Here is a 15,075-nt window from a genome sequence, read left to right on the forward strand (position 1 = left end):
GCCTATGAATCAAGCCGGTTAACCATTCCGCCATTCTTCGTTCACCCCTCATCTCTCCCAGGGTCAGGGCGAATGCCGGGTCCCCGCATAGCGTCACTCGGGTGGTCAAGCTCTCCGTCGTCGTGCCGTTCTACAACGTGCAGACATACGCTCCCGACACCCTCAGAAGCCTCCTCACGAACGCCCGCGAGGACTTTGAATTCCTGCTTGTCGACGACTGCTCGACGGACGGGACGCCGGAGATCCTCGAACGCGCGGAGCGTGAGGTTCCGGGGGCTCGGCTGATCAGACACGAACGCAACGGTGGACTGGCCACAGCGCGGAACACCGGTCTGGACGCCGCGGGCGGGGAGTACCTCACCTTCCTGGACGGCGACGACTGGCTGGCGCCCGGCCACCTGGAGCACCTGCTGTCCGCCATGGAGGAGCTGGGCTGCGACTTCGTCCGCACCGACCATGTGCAGTGCACGGCAAGGGCCCGCACGGTCCACCGCGTCCCCGTCGGCCGCCGCGGCGAGGTGCTGCGCCCGCGCGACGCGATCCTGCCGGCGGACCGGTCGACCGGCGTCGACTACCCGATGGCCTGGGCGGGGATGTACCACCGCAGGCTCGCCGACCGCGGCCTGCTGCATTTCACGGACGGACTGCGCACCGCCGAGGACCGGCCGTGGATCTGGCGGCTGCACCGCGAGGCGGAATCCTTCGCCGCCATCAGCCACTTGGGGATCTTCTACCGACGCGGAGTCGCATCATCCCTGACACAAATCGGTGACATCCGGCAGCTCGATTTCATCCGCGCATTCGACCAGGTGCTCGAAGAAACTGCTAAGGATGCGGATTCCGAGCAACTGCTGCCGAAAGCCGTACGAACGTACTGTGCTGTTATTTCCCATCACTTGGGATCAGTGGAGAGGTTCGAACCGGCAGTGGCGCGGAAATTGCGTGCAATGAGCGCGGCGGCGCTGAAGCGGATGCCACAGGACATTCTGAAGGACGCCCTCGACTCGATGGACGCCACGCGCGCGTCCCGGCTGCGCAGGCTGCGCCGCCGCCCCGCCCCTCTCTCCGCGGAGGCCGCGGCCTGATGCGTACGACCCAGATCTTCTACGCGTCCTCGCTGTACGGGGCCGCCACGCTGGCCGCCGCGATCGACAGCGGCTGCTTCGCGACCGCCGACCGGCGCCTGCTCCTGGTCGCCAACAACGCCACCACGCCCGAGACCTCGCCCTCGCTGGACACCATGCCGGGCTTCGAGCGGCTGCGGGACCGCTTCGACGGCGTGCTGTCCTGGAACGAGGCCATCGCCCCCTTCCACCCCGGCGGCTGGGCCCCGCGCCCGGACGACGGACCGATGTGGGAGCGGTATCTGCGGATGCTGTGGGATCTGGGCGACGACCGCATCGAGCTGGCCGTCGAGTCCGTCCAGGTCAACCCGGCGCTCGCGATCGCCCAGCTCTTCCCGGACGCGGCGCTGGACGTGTACGCGGACGGGCTGATGAGCTACGGCCCCACCCGCAACAAGATCGATCCGCTGGTCGGCGAGCGGGTGCGCAGACTGTTGCATCTGGACCTGGTGCCGGGCCTGGAGCCGTTGCTGCTGGCGGAGTTCGGGGCCGGGCCGCAGGTCGTACCGACGGAGGCCTTCGTCAAGGTCGTCGCCGAACTGTCCGACGCGGTCACGGACCTGCCTCCCGCCGGGGAGGGCGCGGCCCTGCTGCTCGGCCAGTACCTCGCGGCGCTGGGCATCATCACCTTCGAGGAGGAGGAGGCCCTGCACGTGCGGATGGTGCGAGGTGCGGTCGCGCTGGGCCACCGCCGGATCGTATTCAAACCGCACCCCACGGCCCCCGCGTCCTGGACCCGCGCGCTGGAGCGCGAGGCGGCGGCGCTGGACGCGGAACTGACCGTGCTGGACCGGCCGCTGATCGCCGAGGTCCTCTACCGCCGGCTGCGGCCAGCCCTGGTGGCGGGCTGCTTCTCGACCGCGCTGTTCACGGCGAGCGCGTTCTACGGCATCCCGGTGGCCCGGATCGGCACGGAACCGCTGCTGGACCGGCTCACGCCGTACCAGAACAGCAACCGGATCCCGCTGACGATCGTCGACTCGCTGCTGCCGGACCTCGCGGAAGGCGGCACGGGGTTGCCCCGGACGGCGGACGAGATGCTGACGGGCCTGGTCAGCGCGGTGGGCTTTGCGATGCAGCCGCAGATCAGGCCGGATCTGCGGGGCGCGGCGGAGAGCTATCTGGCCGGGCATCTGTCGTCCCGCACCCGGCGTTACTTCAAGCGCCGGCGGCTGACCGCGCTGGGGCTGCCGGGCGGGATTCCGGTGCCGCGGAACGCGGCGGTACGGAGGGTGGCGCGCCGGGTCCGCCGCCTGAAGCGGGTGGCGCTCGGCGAGGCCTGACGGACATGCGCGGCGAAGCCGCGCATGTCCCAGCGGGAAGGGGATGGGGAACAGGCCCGCCACGGGGCGCACCGCACTCCCTCACCCCCGCAGAAGCACCGCTTCCACCCCCGCCACCACCACCGCCAGCCCCTTCTCGAACCCCGCGTCCCGCCCCCGGAAGATCTCCTCGCCCGCCCCCGCCGCGAGCGGATGGTCCGCCAGGCGTTCCGCGCGGGCCGCCAGGTCGTAGCCCTCCGCCCCGGTCGCCGGGTCCGGGCCCATGGACTGCTCCTCGATCACGTAGCCGATCGTGTAGCTGTACCCGGTCAGCCACGCCCGCGCCGCCGCCTGTGGCGTGAACCCCGCGTCGGCCAGCCGGCGCAGATGCGCCTCCATCGGCACGGCGTAGCTCGTGTCCGTGAAGTGCGTGCCGCTGTAGACCTTCGCGCCGTCCCGGTAGCGCAGAAGATGCTCCCGCAGCCCCCTCATCGCCGCGGCGAAGGTCTCCCGCCAATCGGCGGCGGGATCGAATTCGAGGATGTCCGCCGTCATCCGCCGCAGCATCTCGGTCGCCATCTCGTCGAGCAGTGCCTGCTTGTCCTTGAAGTGCCAGTACAGCGCGGGCGCCTTGACGTCGAGCTCCTTGGCGATCGCGCGCAGGGTCAGCCCTTCGAGACCCACGTCGTTGAGCAGGTCGAGGGCGGTGCGCGCCACCCGGATCCGGTCGAGTCGTTCCGTAGCCACGGGCTCACCTTCCCACACCCGCTTGACAACTTAACAACGTTAAGTGCACCCTCTGGGGCATGGAACTTAACAGCGTTAAGGAAGCGGTGCGGACAGCGGCGGCTCAGGCACAGGCGCAGACGCAGACGCAGACACCGCGGACTGAGGTACTGATCGTCGGCGCCGGGCCCACCGGACTCACCCTCGCCTGCGACCTCGCCCGCCGCGGTGTGCGCGCCCTCGTCGTCGAGCAGTCCGACGCCCTCTTCCCCGGCTCACGGGGCAAGGGCCTCCAGCCCCGCACCATGGAGGTACTCGACGACCTCGGCGTCGTGGACGCGGTGCTCTCCTCGGGCGGCTCGGCCCCGGTCGGCATGGTCTGGCAGGACGGCGCCCGGCAGGGCGAGCACGACATGTTCGAGCGCCCCGGGCCCACGGACGCCGCGCCGTACGGCGAGCCCTGGCTGCTCCCCCAGTGGCGCACCCAGCAGATCCTCTACACCCGCCTGCGAGAACTGGGCGGCCGTGTCGCGTTCGGCACCGCGCTGACCGGGATCACCCAGGACGCGGACGGTGTGACGGCCCAGTTGTCGACGGGTACCGTGCGGGCCGCCTACGCGGTCGCCGCCGACGGTGGCCGCAGCCCGGTCCGCCGCGCACTGGGCATCGCGATGACCGGCGAGGAGGTCGACCCCGCGCCCATGCTGGTGGCCGATGTCCGCATCCCCTCGCTGGACCGGCTCAACTGGCACGTCTTCCCAGGTGACGCCGGCTTCCTCGCCATCTGCCCGCTGCCGGGAACGGACGAGTTCCAGCTCGTCGGCCAGTTCACCGACGGCGAGCCCGACCTCGCGACCGCGGGCATACGGGCGCTCGTCGCCGCCCGCACCCATCTCGACGCCGACGCCGTCACCGAGGTCCAGTGGGCCTCGGACTTCAGGCCACGCGCGGCGATGGCCGACCGTTTCCAAGAGGGACGCGTGTTCCTGGCGGGCGACGCGGCCCATGTGCACTCCCCCGCCGGCGGCCAGGGCCTCAACACCAGCGTCCAGGACGCCTACAACCTGGGCTGGAAGCTGGGCCAGGTACTGCGCCACGGCGCGCCCGGCTCACTGCTCGACACATACGAGCGGGAGCGGCTGCCCGTCGCCGCGCGGATGCTCGGCCTGTCCACCCGTATCCACCGCGGCGAGGAACAGCGCGGCGCGGCCACCATGCAGTTGGGCGTCGGCTACCGCGGCGGCCCGCTCGCGGAGGGCGGCGCGGGCGAGCTCCTGGCGGGCGACCGCGCCCCGGACGGCCCGCTGCCCGGCGGGCGACGGCTCTTCGATCTCTTCCGCGGTCCGCACTTCACCCTGCTCGCCATCGGCACGGACGCCGAACTGCCACCGCTGGAGACCGCGTCCGTGCATGTGCACCGCGTCGAGGCGTACGAGGCGTACGGCAAGGGCCTCTTCCTGGTGCGCCCTGACGGCCATGTCGGCTGGGCCGGCGAGGACGCGTCGGGACTGGCCGACTACCTCACGCGCGTCATGTGCTGCTGAGCGACAGCTTCACCGCGAAGCCGAGGAACAGCGCACCGGCCGCCGATGTCGCTCCCGCCGACAGTCGCTTGCGGCGGCGGAAGGCCGCCGCCAAGTGCGTGCCGGTGAAGATCAGCAGGGTCAGATAGAGGAAGCTCGCCAGCTGGGCGAGGGTGCCGAGCACCACGAAGGACAGCGCGGGGTAGGCGTAACCGGGGTCGACGAACTGCACGAAGAAGGCGATGAAGAAGAGGATCGCCTTCGGGTTGAACAGGCTGATCACGAAAGCCCGGCGGAACGGCCGCTCGACGGCGGACGCGTCCGGCGGGACCGGCGTGCCGGCCGTCGTCTCGCGCCGGGTGCGCCACATCGACCAGGCGGCGCGCAGCATCCCGATCGCCAGCCAGGTCAGATAGCCGGCGCCCGCGAACTTCACGATCCCGAAGAGCACGGCATTGCCCTGGAGCAGCGAGGCCACACCGGCGGCGGAGAGCACCATCAGCACGGTGTCGCCGCACCACACACCCGCGGCGGCCCGGTAGCCCGTGCGCACACCTCGGCGTGCGGCGACGGAAAGCACGTAAAGAGAGTTCGGCCCCGGCAGCAGGACGATCAGGACAAGTCCCGCGATATAGGTCGGCAGATCGGTAACACCCAGCATGAGGCGGAGTGTCGCACACGGGTACGACACTCCGCTCTTGCGTTTCGGATGGCGGAAACCGGGTCAGAACGGAAACGGGTCAGAACGCGTCAGTCGGGACATAGGTGCCCCACACCGCGCGCAGCGCGTCGCACACCTCGCCGACCGTCGCCCGCGCCTTGAGCGCGTCCTTCATCGGATACAGCACATTGTCCGTGCCCTCCGCGGCCCTGCGCAGCGCCTCCAGCGCCGTGTCCACCGCCCGCTGGTCGCGCTCCGCCCGCAGCTTCGCCAGCCGCTCCGCCTGCCGCGCCTCGATCGCCGGGTCGACGCGCAGTGGTTCGTACGGCTCCTCCGCATCCAGCGTGTAGCGGTTGACCCCGACGACGACCCGCTCCCCGCTGTCGGTCTCCTGCGCGACGCGGTAGGCGCTGCGCTCGATCTCGCTCTTCTGGAAGCCGTGCTCGATCGCGCTCACCGCGCCGCCCAGGTCCTCCACCCGCCGCATCAGCGCCAGCGCCGCCTCCTCGACGTCGTCGGTCATCTTCTCGACGACGTACGAACCCGCGAAGGGGTCGACGGTGGCGGTGACATCGGTCTCGTACGCGAGGACCTGCTGGGTGCGCAGGGCCAGCCGGGCCGACTTGTCGGTCGGGAGCGCGATGGCCTCGTCGAAGGAGTTGGTGTGCAGGGACTGGGTGCCGCCGAGGACCGCCGCCAGGCCCTGGACGGCGACGCGCACCAGGTTCACCTCGGGCTGCTGTGCGGTCAGCTGCACGCCCGCGGTCTGGGTGTGGAAGCGCAGCATCAGCGACTTGGGGTTCCTCGCGCCGAACTCCTCCTTCATCACCCGGGCCCAGACGCGCCGCGCGGCCCTGAACTTGGCGACCTCCTCCAGGATCGTCGTACGAGAGACGAAGAAGAAGGACAGCCGTGGCGCCAAGTCGTCGACGTCCATGCCCGCGGCGACGGCGGTGCGGACGTACTCGATGCCGTCCGCGAGCGTGAAGGCGATCTCCTGCGCGGGTGAGGCCCCGGCCTCGGCCATGTGGTAGCCGGAGATGGAGATGGTGTTCCACTTGGGGATCTCTGCGCGGCAGTACTTGAAGATGTCGGCGATCAGCCGCAGCGACGGTTTGGGCGGGAAGATGTAGGTGCCGCGGGCGATGTACTCCTTGAGCACATCGTTCTGGATGGTGCCGGTGAGCTGGTCCGCGGGGACGCCCTGCTCCTCGCCGACGAGTTGGTACAGCAGCAGGAGCAGTGCGGCCGGGGCGTTGATGGTCATGGACGTGGAGACCTTGCCGAGCGGAATCCCGCCGAGCAGCACCCGCATGTCGTCGACGGAGTCGATGGCGACGCCGACCTTGCCGACCTCGCCGTGCGCGATCGGGGCGTCCGAGTCGTAGCCCATCTGGGTGGGGAGGTCGAAGGCGACCGAGAGGCCCATGGTGCCGTTGGCGATCAGCTGCTTGTAGCGGGCGTTGGATTCGACGGCGGTGCCGAAGCCCGCGTACTGCCGCATCGTCCAGGGACGGCCGGTGTACATCGACGGGTAGACGCCGCGGGTGAAGGGATATGCGCCGGGCTCGCCCAGCTTCTCGGCCGGGTCCCACCCCTCCAGCACCTCGGGTCCGTAGACCGGTTCGATCGGCAGTCCCGACTCGGACTCGCGCGCCATGTCTGTGCCTCCGCTCGAAAGCTACTCGCCGGTGACCGGTCCGGGCGAGGGACTGTGACCGGTCCCCGGGCGAGGGACTGTAACCGGTCCCCGGGCGGGCGGAGAGGGAGAGCCTCGCGCCGGGACCTTCTCCACAGACCTTCCTCAGAGCCTCTTCCCCATGATGCGCGGGATCGCGCAACCGAGCAGGGCCGGATTCTGTCTCATCATGCACAGGTGATACAGGGGGGCGACATGCTTCGGAAAAACGTCATACGCAGAACACTCGCCGCAGCCGCGGTGCTCGCCGTGACCGCGGGATGCACGGCTCAAGCCGCCGTGTCCGACCGCCCGGGGGACCCGAAGGCGGCCACCTCGGCCTCCGCGGCCTCCGTGGCCGAGGCCACCGGCACGCCGTCCGGCGCCGGTGAGGCCACGCCCTCGAAGAGGCCCGGCGAGAAGCCGAGCCCGTCGGCGACCACCGCGCCCGAGGTGCTGATGGCGAGTGGAAGCAAGAGCGAGAAGGTCCGCGAACTGCAGGCCCGACTGGCCCAGATCGGCTGGTTCGACGACACCCCGACCGGCACGTACGGTCCGGTGACGGTCGCGTCCGTCAAGGGTTTCCAGGGCAAGCGCGGGCTGCCCGCCACGGGTGACACGGACACCGTGACCTGGCAGAAGCTGCTCGGTATGACGAAGAAGCCGACGAGCGACGAGCTGAAGGGAAAGACCGTCAACAAACCGGCGGCGAAGCTCGACGCGCGGTGCATGATGGGCCGCGTGCTCTGCATCAGCAAGACCACCCGCACGCTGTCATGGGTGGTCGACGGCACGGTGCGCTCGACGATGGACGTGCGCTTCGGCTCCCAGTACACACCGACCCGCGAGGGCTCGTTCACGGTGTTCCAGAAGTCCAGGGACCACGTCTCGACGATCTACCACACGTCCATGCCGTACGCGATGTTCTTCAGCGGCGGCCAGGCGGTGCACTACTCCTCGGACTTCGCGGCCCGCGGCTACAACGGCGCCTCGCACGGCTGCGTCAATGTCCGGGACAAGGGAGCGATCTCCAGCCTCTTCGCCCAGGTCCACAACGGCGACAAGGTCGTCATCTACTGGTGAGAGCCGGCATCTGCTGGTGAAGCCGGCGGGAGAAGAAACGTCAGGGGCGCGGGCGGGACCGGGGGAACGTGTCCCGCCCGCGCCATTTGCGCCGAGTCGCAGGTACGGGGGGAACCCCGGCTCAGGCGCAGCCGATGACCAGTCGGCTCACTCTCTACAGCGCCGATGCGTCGAAAAACGTCACACCTGGCGGTCCGAAACTCATCCTGTCCAAGAAACCGCAGGTCAGAACGTTCCGATAGAGGCGTGCCCGGACGACGGGGAGCTACTTTCGGACGGCAGGGGCGGGACCTCCGCGGGCAGCGGGTTCCAGGAGACGGGCGGCAGGGAGGCCCCGTGCTGATGGAAGTCGCCGGGAGGCTTCGCGCCTCCACCGCTCCCTCCGGAGGCACCGTCACTGTCGCCGTCGTCACCGTCACCGCTGCCGCCGTCGTCACCGCTGCCGTTGAAGTCGTCGCTCAGCAGCCGGTCGCAGAAGCGCTCCACCCGGGCCGAGCCCTTGGCCGCCCTCTCCAGCCGGCGCTTGCGCTCCGGGTCGATGCGGCCGGACCGGTAGTCGCGGCACGCCTCGGCCGTCTTGCGGTACAGCTGGTCCCGGTCGGCGGTCATGTCGCCGACGTCGCCCCTGTGCTTGTCGGTGCCGCCTGCGGAATCACCGTCGCCGCTGCCGGCCGAGGGGCCCGGGTACGTGCCGTTGGACGCACCGGGCGAAGGCGAGACCTGCGAGGTGCCGGACGGGCTCGGCCCGCGCGAGGGGGACAGCGCTTCCCCGTCGGTGGGCGGCTCCTGCGAGGCCAGCGGCTCCGGAGTCTCGGCCGCCGAAACAGTTGAGGCGGGCAGCGGATTGCCGCCGAAGGGACTGGGCAGAAGGCCGCTGCCCGCGGCGACCGCGACACCGCCGAGCGCACAGCCGGCCACCGCGGCGACGAGGCCGAAGCGCATCGGGCGGGCGAGACGCGTGCCGAGCGTGGGGGGCGGTGAGGACACCAGCCGTACGGTCCCCACACTGTCACCGGCGGGCGCGGCGGCCCCGGCGCGCGCCTTGCGGAACGCGGCGAGCGCGGCTGCCTCACCGGGCATTTCACCGTCTGCGGCGCGGTCGTGGCCCCCGGCCGCGCCGGTGTCGTTCAGCGCACGGGAAAGCCGCGCGGCCTGGGCGCGGGCGTGTTCGTCACGGGTCTCGACCGGTTCGCCGCGCAGCAGCCGCTCCGCCGCTTTCCTGTCAAGCCACTCGTAACGCTCGTCGGCCATCACATGTCCTTCTGCGTCCGCAGACGCGAATGCGTCACACCGGCGGGCGTCGTCGCGCCCGGCCGGGGGCCGCGCTGCGGCGGAACACCGTTCAGATCCGCGGCCCGCTCGGCGGGTGCGGCACACGTGCCCACAGAGTCCCCGTCGGCGCCCTCAGCCCCACGAGCCCCAGGGAATACGTCAGAACTATCCGCATTGTCCGAGAAGTCAACGCGGTCGGCGCCGAGCAGCTCGGCGAGCCGCTTCAGTCCGCGGTGCGCCGCCGTCCGTACGGCTCCGGGCCGCTTGCCGAGCGTCTTGGCCGCGCTCTTGGCGTCGAGGCCGACGACGACCCGCAGCACGACCGCTTCGGCCTGGTCCTGGGGGAGCTGGGCGATGAGGGCCATGGTGCTGCCGGTGGTGAGCGACTCCATGGCCTCGTCGGCGGTGTCCGACTCCGCGGGCTTGCCCGTCAGTTCGCTCTCGTCGCCGCCGACCGCGGGGCGCCGGCCCCGCATGCGTATGTGATCGAGAGCACGGTTGCGGGCGATCCGCGCGGCCCAGCCGCGGAACCGGTCCGCGTCGCCGCTGAACCGGTCGAGGTCCCGGGCTATCTGCAGCCAGGCCTCTGACGCGACGTCCTCGGCATCCGGGTCTCCGACCAAAGTGCGTACATAGCCGAGCAACCGCGGGTGCACGGCGCGGTACACAGTCCGGAACGCATCTTCGTCCCCGCCCTGTGCCGCGAGCACCGCGGTGGTCAACTCCGCGTCGTCCCCCAGCACTACCTCAACCTGTCTTGAATCGCAGCCGGTCACTGCCGCGCCACTCTGCGCGAATCAGCACGCTACGTCCTACTGTGGGGCCACGTCCATGTCTTGTACAACCTGCAACAAAATGCGGACACAGGTCGGTGTGACAGAAAACGCCCGCCCGGCGCTGAGAGAAGTACGGAGCCGCCCCGCGGCTCTGGCGGACGACGACCGGGGCCTCTCCTGTGGGGGGTGGCGGCCCCGGTCGTCCTTCCACCCCACGGCACACGCCACCGCGCACCCACCGCGCACCCCACAGCTTCCCTCGGGCGGGCACGGCCGAGCCCACCGCGTCAGCGTGTCAGCGCTTGACGCGGGCGCGGCGCGAGACGACCGCGCGCAGCACTCTCTGGCCCTCGGTCGAGACATCCAGCGCCTGGCGCAGCCCGACACCGCCCTGCGCCTCCTCCAGGATTTCCAGTATCTGGATCTGGCGGCGCAGTTCACCGGCGACGAGCGGACCCGCGCCGCCCGGGTCGCCCTCACGGCAGCGCTTGAGCACCTCGACTACCTCGGCGGCGGCGGGCTCCTCGGCCCCGGGGCCCGCGTCGAAGCGGTTGTGGAGTTCGAGCGCGGCGACCGAGCAGTCGTCCGCCCACTCCCGCAGCGGCTCCGTCTCCCACTCCGAGGGGGCGGCACCCAGCATCTGGCGCACGAGCGCGGCGGCTTCGTCGTCGACGGCCGTGCCCTCCATGGTCGTTCGCGCCTCGGCGAGGCGTCCCGACCAGTCCTCGGCGCCGTCCGCCAGACCGGCCCACAGCGGGCGCAGCGCGTCGGCCTCCGACGCGAGCAGCGGCAGACAGCGGTCCAGACAGGCGAGCCCGCTCGCGGCCAGGCCTCGCTCATCCGCCTGTGCGATCAGTTCCCTCAGGCTCTTCGAAGCCACGGACGCCTCCCATTGCGGACGCAGTACTTCCTTTTACTGCGCCCCGTGGCTCAAATGCGTCACTCCGCCGAACCGGAAAACCCCAGATCCTCCCACGAATGGGAAGAAGGGTTCTCCGGCTCGGGCCTCGGGCCGCTTGGCGCAAAGTACCCCCTCGGACACCCGGCCCGCCACCGCCTTGCCCAAGCTGCCAACCACCGGTTCCCCGCCGATCGCACACATTTACGCCACAACTCTGTTACATTCTGCGCACCTGGAACTCGGCCTGCAGAGCGCCCTGATTGGTGCGCCGCGGCCGAGGCCCCGCGGTGTGAGCCCGCAGACCCCCGGGTGGGCTCACACCGCGACCTCCTCGGCCCGGCGCACCGCCTTCGCGCACTGCATGCCCGTCAGCCGGCGGACGACCGCCACGGCGAGCAGGGCGGCGGCGATGTCGACGAGACCGCCGACGACCAGGGCGTCCCCGGCCGTTCTGATCGCGTCGGCCGTCTCGGCATCGTCGTACTGCGCGCCCGCGATCCCGTCGACCAGCCCGGAGACGAGCCAGGTGATCCACCAGATGTTGAGGAGGGTGTGCCGCTCCTTCTGCCCCGCTCCGTACGGGTCCTGGCTGCTCGCCGCCCAGATGTCGGCGGCGATCCCCCGCGGGATGAAGAGATTGCCGATCGGGACGAACCAGCCGCCGATCGCCCACCCGCGCCCGCGCCGGTGCACATCCGGCGCGAAGACCTCGGCGTTGGCCCGCACCCGGTGGAACCAGATGATGAACAAGACCCCCGTCGCGAGATACCCGATCGCCTGAAGGTTCGCGGCGTGGCCCGTCAGCATGTCGGCCCGGTCCGCGCCCCTCGATGCGAAGGCCTCGAAGCCGCCGTCCTGCAGCGTGGACTGGAGGCTGCGCAGGTTGACCGCGGCGGCGATGGAGAAGACGTCGGCCAGGATGACGAAGCAGAGCAGCGCCACCACGGCGTGGGAGAGTCCCACCGGCGAGCGAAAGACGTCCGCCCGCCGCGGGGTGTGCGCCACCGGCGGCACCGGCGGCGTGAAGTCGACCGGGCTGCTCGTGCAGCCCCCGCAGAGCCCGTCCTTCGTCGTCGCCGTGTCCATCCGGCAGTTTGTGCAGAGCATGGCTGAGCAGCCCCCCGTGAGTGAGAAGACGCCCCTCCCCAGAGGCGTCGTGGCATCGCCGCCGGGCACCGCACGGCAGCGTGCGGAAGATATGCGCCGCCGGCTCCCGCCGTCCACCGGGATAACGGGGATCAGCCTGGCCCGGGCCTCGGATCCGCCCCCGTGGGGGCCGCGGCCCGCCCAGGATGGGACCCGCCGACCGCCCCGGCCCGGCACCTCGGCCGAGCCGATCGGCGCCGCGGCTCGGCCCGATCGGCACCGCAGCTCGGCCCGATCGGCACCGCAGCTCGGCCCGATCGGCACCGCGGCTCGGCCGGGGCGGAGATCCCCGGCTCTGCCCGGTTCACCATCAGCGGCCCCGGCCGGCTGCCGCGGATGGTGAACCGGGCACCGGAATCCCGCTCAGGCCAGCTGCAGCTGCCGCGCCAGCGCCTGGAAGCTCTGCCAGCCGCGGGTCGGCGTGCGCGGGTCCCACAGCTTCTGGGCCGTCGCCGCCAGCGGCAGCGCGATCCCGCGCGCGACCTGCTCCTGGGTCTGGGAATTGGCCAGATCGGCCCAGATCGCGAACCGGCCGCCCAGGATCTGGTCCGAGTACGTCCGCGGCACCGGCTGGGTGCCCCGGAGCACGAACGGCGTCCACTGCTCGTAGATCCGGCGGCCGGTGGGATAGGTGAAGTCGTTGGGCTCGCCGAGCACGTAGTACAGATACTCGTCGTTCAGGTTGACCAGGCGCCGGCCCTGGCTCAGATACTCCGTCGGCTGCCGCGCCCCGATCTCCTTGCCCGTCCAGTACTCGACCTCGATGTCCTTGTCCGCGGAAACCGCACCGCCCCGGAAGAAGCCGTCGTTCCAGGCCTTGGGCTTCTTGCCCAGCGGACGCACCACGGCCGCGCGGTCGTTCACCCAGTCGACCGCCAGGTCCTGGACGCGGCCCTGCGGTCCGTACTTCTGCCGGGCAAGCGCCGCCAGCTGCGGGAAGGACGCCTCGGGGTTCTTGCGGACCAGTGCCTGGTACTCGTCGCCGCCGAGGTGCCAGTACGCGCCGCCGAAGAGATCGGCGTACTCCCGCAGCAGCTCGTCCACGATCTTGGCCGAAGCCGGCTGCCCGATGTCGATCGCGCCGCGCACGGGCCTGCCCGCCGCGTCCTTCAGCTGGAGCTGCGGGTGCGCGGCCAGGACGGCGCCGAGGTGGCCCGGGGAGTCGATCTCGGGAACGACCGTGATGTGCAGCCTCGCCGCCAGGTCCACGATCCGGCGGACCTCGTCCTTGGTCAGATGCCGGCTCGAGACGATCTCGGGGTGCGAGTCCGAGGCGATGCGGAAGCCCTGGTCGTCGGAGAAGTGCAGACCGAGCTGGTTCATCTTGAGGTCGGCCATCTCCCGCAGCCGGTCCTCGATCCAGCCGGCGGTGAAGTGCTTGCGCGCGATGTCGACGTTCAGCCCCCGCTGCGGCCGGTCCGGCCCGTCGCGTACGACGCCCTCGGGCATCGCGCCGCCGGACTTCACCGCCTGCTTGAGCGTGCGGGTCCCGTAGAAGACCCCGGCCTCGTCATGGCCGGATATCGCCACCTTGCCGTTGCCGGTGCGCACGGTGTATGCCTCGGGCGCGCCCGAGGACGCCAGCGCCAGCTCGACATCGCCCGGGCGGGCGGCCACCGCGCCCCGGTAGCCGAGCTTCAGCTCACCGGCGATGAGCCTGCCCTCGTCGGCGAGGGCCTCGCTGCCCTTGGCGACGACGACCGCGCCGCCCTCTCCCGGCTTCCAGCCCGGCCCGCGGGCCGGCTCGAACATACGTACTGACGGAATGGTGGCGGGGGCCTTGGACAGCGGATAGGTCCGGGAAGGGGAGGGGCTCGGGGTGGGGCTGGCGGCGACGGGCACCTTGGAGACTCTCTGGACAGCGCCGTCAGCCTTGGCAGGTGTGTCGCCGGAACAACCGGCCAGCGTCATCGCGCCCGCGACCGTCGCGGCGAGGACCGCACCGGTGAACCGAGCATGCCCGAAGTGGCGTATCACTCGGATACCTCCCATGTATCGCTTACCTGGCCAAAACACCCCCACCATCGTCCATCACACGCTTTGAAACTCTCCCGTCCGGGTGAAAATCGCGCATCCGTCGGACAGTCCCCACCGGGCGTGGATAGCTTTGTGACTCACCCACCCCTCGCTTCCCAACCGTCCCGCTGTCCTTTTCGAGGAGTCCCCGCTGTCCAGCGAATCCCACGCCGGCCTCCCGAAGCGATCGCCGACACTCCACCACACTCCCCGCGCACCCGCCCCTTCGGCCATACCGTCCATGCTGCCCGGTCAGCCCCCCGGCCGGCGCGGCGGAGCCCCTGGCCTGGCGCGTTTCAACACCGCCGCGCCGACCGCCGCCGAAGCGACCCTGCTCTCCTGCTGCGGCAGCCGCCGCTGGGCCCAGCGGATGGTGGCCCACCGGCCCTACCCCGATCTCGACGCCCTCCTCGCGGCCTCCGACGAGGCCGGCTACGACCTCGCGCACGCCGACCTCTCCGAGGCCCTCGCCGCGGAATCGTCGGCCGGACTCCACCCCGGCGCCCCTCATGCCGCGCACACCGCGCTCTCGGCCGCCCATGCCGCGTACGAGTGCCGCTTCGGACATGCCTTCGTGATCTGCCTCGACGGATACCGCCCCGAGGAGTACCTCGACCAGGTACTCGCAGGCATCCGGGCCCGGCTCGGCCATGAACCGGACGAGGAGCGGGCCGTCTCCGCCGAGCAGCTCAGGGGCCTCACCCGCTCCCGGCTGACACATGTAGTGGCCAACCACCCGGAATCAGACGTGGCCGGGGCTTCCCGGTAGCCCGTCCGAGGCTGTTTGATTGCCTGTTTGATCACACCTGTGGACCCCGGGCGAGCGAACCGACAAAGCGTCGCTACGATGGCGAGGGCCGGTGGACCGTACCCGGCCGGGCCAGACCGACACCCCAAGCCGGCAGGC

The 15,075-nt window shown here is 70.9% G+C and carries 13 protein-coding genes; 5 read left to right on the forward strand and 8 right to left on the reverse strand.

Annotated features, from left to right (window positions below):
* Positions 1-101 precede the first annotated feature (101 nt).
* On the forward strand, positions 102-1,085 hold the full coding sequence (locus OG293_RS13080; RefSeq protein ID WP_405998975.1) for a glycosyltransferase family 2 protein: 984 nt from the start codon (positions 102-104) through the stop codon (positions 1,083-1,085).
* Positions 1,085-2,407 carry an alpha-2,8-polysialyltransferase family protein gene (locus tag OG293_RS13085; RefSeq protein ID WP_405998976.1) on the forward strand — a complete coding sequence of 441 codons (1,323 nt, stop codon included), beginning with the start codon at positions 1,085-1,087 and terminating at the stop codon, positions 2,405-2,407. Before OG293_RS13080 ends, OG293_RS13085 begins: the two co-directional genes overlap by 1 nt.
* An 81-nt stretch (positions 2,408-2,488) precedes the next feature.
* Here the strand turns inward: OG293_RS13085 and OG293_RS13090 are convergent, their stop codons facing one another.
* A complete protein-coding gene (locus tag OG293_RS13090) occupies positions 2,489-3,133 on the reverse strand; it encodes a TetR/AcrR family transcriptional regulator C-terminal domain-containing protein (RefSeq protein WP_405998977.1) in 645 nt (214 codons plus the stop codon).
* A gap of 59 nt (positions 3,134-3,192) precedes the next feature.
* Between OG293_RS13090 and OG293_RS13095 the strand changes: the two genes are divergently transcribed.
* Positions 3,193-4,656, forward strand: coding sequence for an FAD-dependent monooxygenase (locus OG293_RS13095; protein ID WP_405998978.1), 1,464 nt, complete (start codon positions 3,193-3,195; stop codon positions 4,654-4,656).
* Here the strand turns inward: OG293_RS13095 and leuE are convergent.
* Together leuE and OG293_RS13105 are read right to left on the reverse strand one after the other, a co-directional pair.
* Positions 4,643-5,296 (reverse strand): leucine efflux protein LeuE, encoded by a 654-nt coding sequence (gene leuE / locus OG293_RS13100; protein ID WP_405998979.1) that lies wholly within the window; start codon positions 5,294-5,296, stop codon positions 4,643-4,645. The two genes, OG293_RS13095 and leuE, sit on opposite strands and share 14 nt — an antisense overlap.
* 79 nt (positions 5,297-5,375) lie before the next feature.
* Positions 5,376-6,956, reverse strand: a complete 1,581-nt coding sequence (locus tag OG293_RS13105) for a methylmalonyl-CoA mutase (RefSeq protein ID WP_405998980.1) — start codon at positions 6,954-6,956, stop codon at positions 5,376-5,378.
* A gap of 234 nt (positions 6,957-7,190) precedes the next feature.
* Here OG293_RS13105 and OG293_RS13110 point away from each other — a divergent pair, with 234 nt between their 5' ends.
* Positions 7,191-8,057 (forward strand): peptidoglycan-binding protein, encoded by an 867-nt coding sequence (locus OG293_RS13110; protein ID WP_405998981.1) that lies wholly within the window; start codon positions 7,191-7,193, stop codon positions 8,055-8,057.
* Between the two features lie 225 nt (positions 8,058-8,282).
* On the opposite strand, the gene OG293_RS13115 is transcribed toward OG293_RS13110, so the two are convergent.
* The 5 genes from OG293_RS13115 to OG293_RS13135 form a co-directional block, all read right to left on the reverse strand.
* A complete protein-coding gene (locus tag OG293_RS13115) occupies positions 8,283-9,308 on the reverse strand; it encodes a hypothetical protein (protein ID WP_405998982.1) in 1,026 nt (341 codons plus the stop codon).
* Complete coding sequence (locus OG293_RS13120) at positions 9,308-10,072, reverse strand: RNA polymerase sigma factor (RefSeq protein ID WP_405998983.1); 765 nt, start codon at positions 10,070-10,072, stop codon at positions 9,308-9,310. The genes OG293_RS13115 and OG293_RS13120 overlap by 1 nt, the downstream gene beginning before the upstream one ends.
* A gap of 328 nt (positions 10,073-10,400) precedes the next feature.
* Complete coding sequence (locus tag OG293_RS13125; RefSeq protein WP_405998984.1) at positions 10,401-10,985, reverse strand: hypothetical protein; 585 nt, start codon at positions 10,983-10,985, stop codon at positions 10,401-10,403.
* Positions 10,986-11,321: 336 nt separating this feature from the next.
* Complete coding sequence (locus tag OG293_RS13130) at positions 11,322-12,092, reverse strand: DUF4328 domain-containing protein (protein WP_405998985.1); 771 nt, start codon at positions 12,090-12,092, stop codon at positions 11,322-11,324.
* A gap of 423 nt (positions 12,093-12,515) precedes the next feature.
* Positions 12,516-14,144 (reverse strand): beta-N-acetylhexosaminidase, encoded by a 1,629-nt coding sequence (locus tag OG293_RS13135; RefSeq protein ID WP_405998986.1) that lies wholly within the window; start codon positions 14,142-14,144, stop codon positions 12,516-12,518.
* A 265-nt stretch (positions 14,145-14,409) separates the two neighbouring features.
* Here OG293_RS13135 and OG293_RS13140 point away from each other — a divergent pair, with 265 nt between their 5' ends.
* Positions 14,410-14,937, forward strand: a complete 528-nt coding sequence (locus OG293_RS13140) for a 2-oxo-4-hydroxy-4-carboxy-5-ureidoimidazoline decarboxylase (RefSeq protein WP_405998987.1) — start codon at positions 14,410-14,412, stop codon at positions 14,935-14,937.
* Positions 14,938-15,075 lie beyond the last annotated feature (138 nt).

Origin of the sequence: Streptomyces sp. NBC_00829, from assembly GCF_045161795.1 — a bacterium.
Taxonomy (GTDB): domain Bacteria; phylum Actinomycetota; class Actinomycetes; order Streptomycetales; family Streptomycetaceae; genus Streptomyces.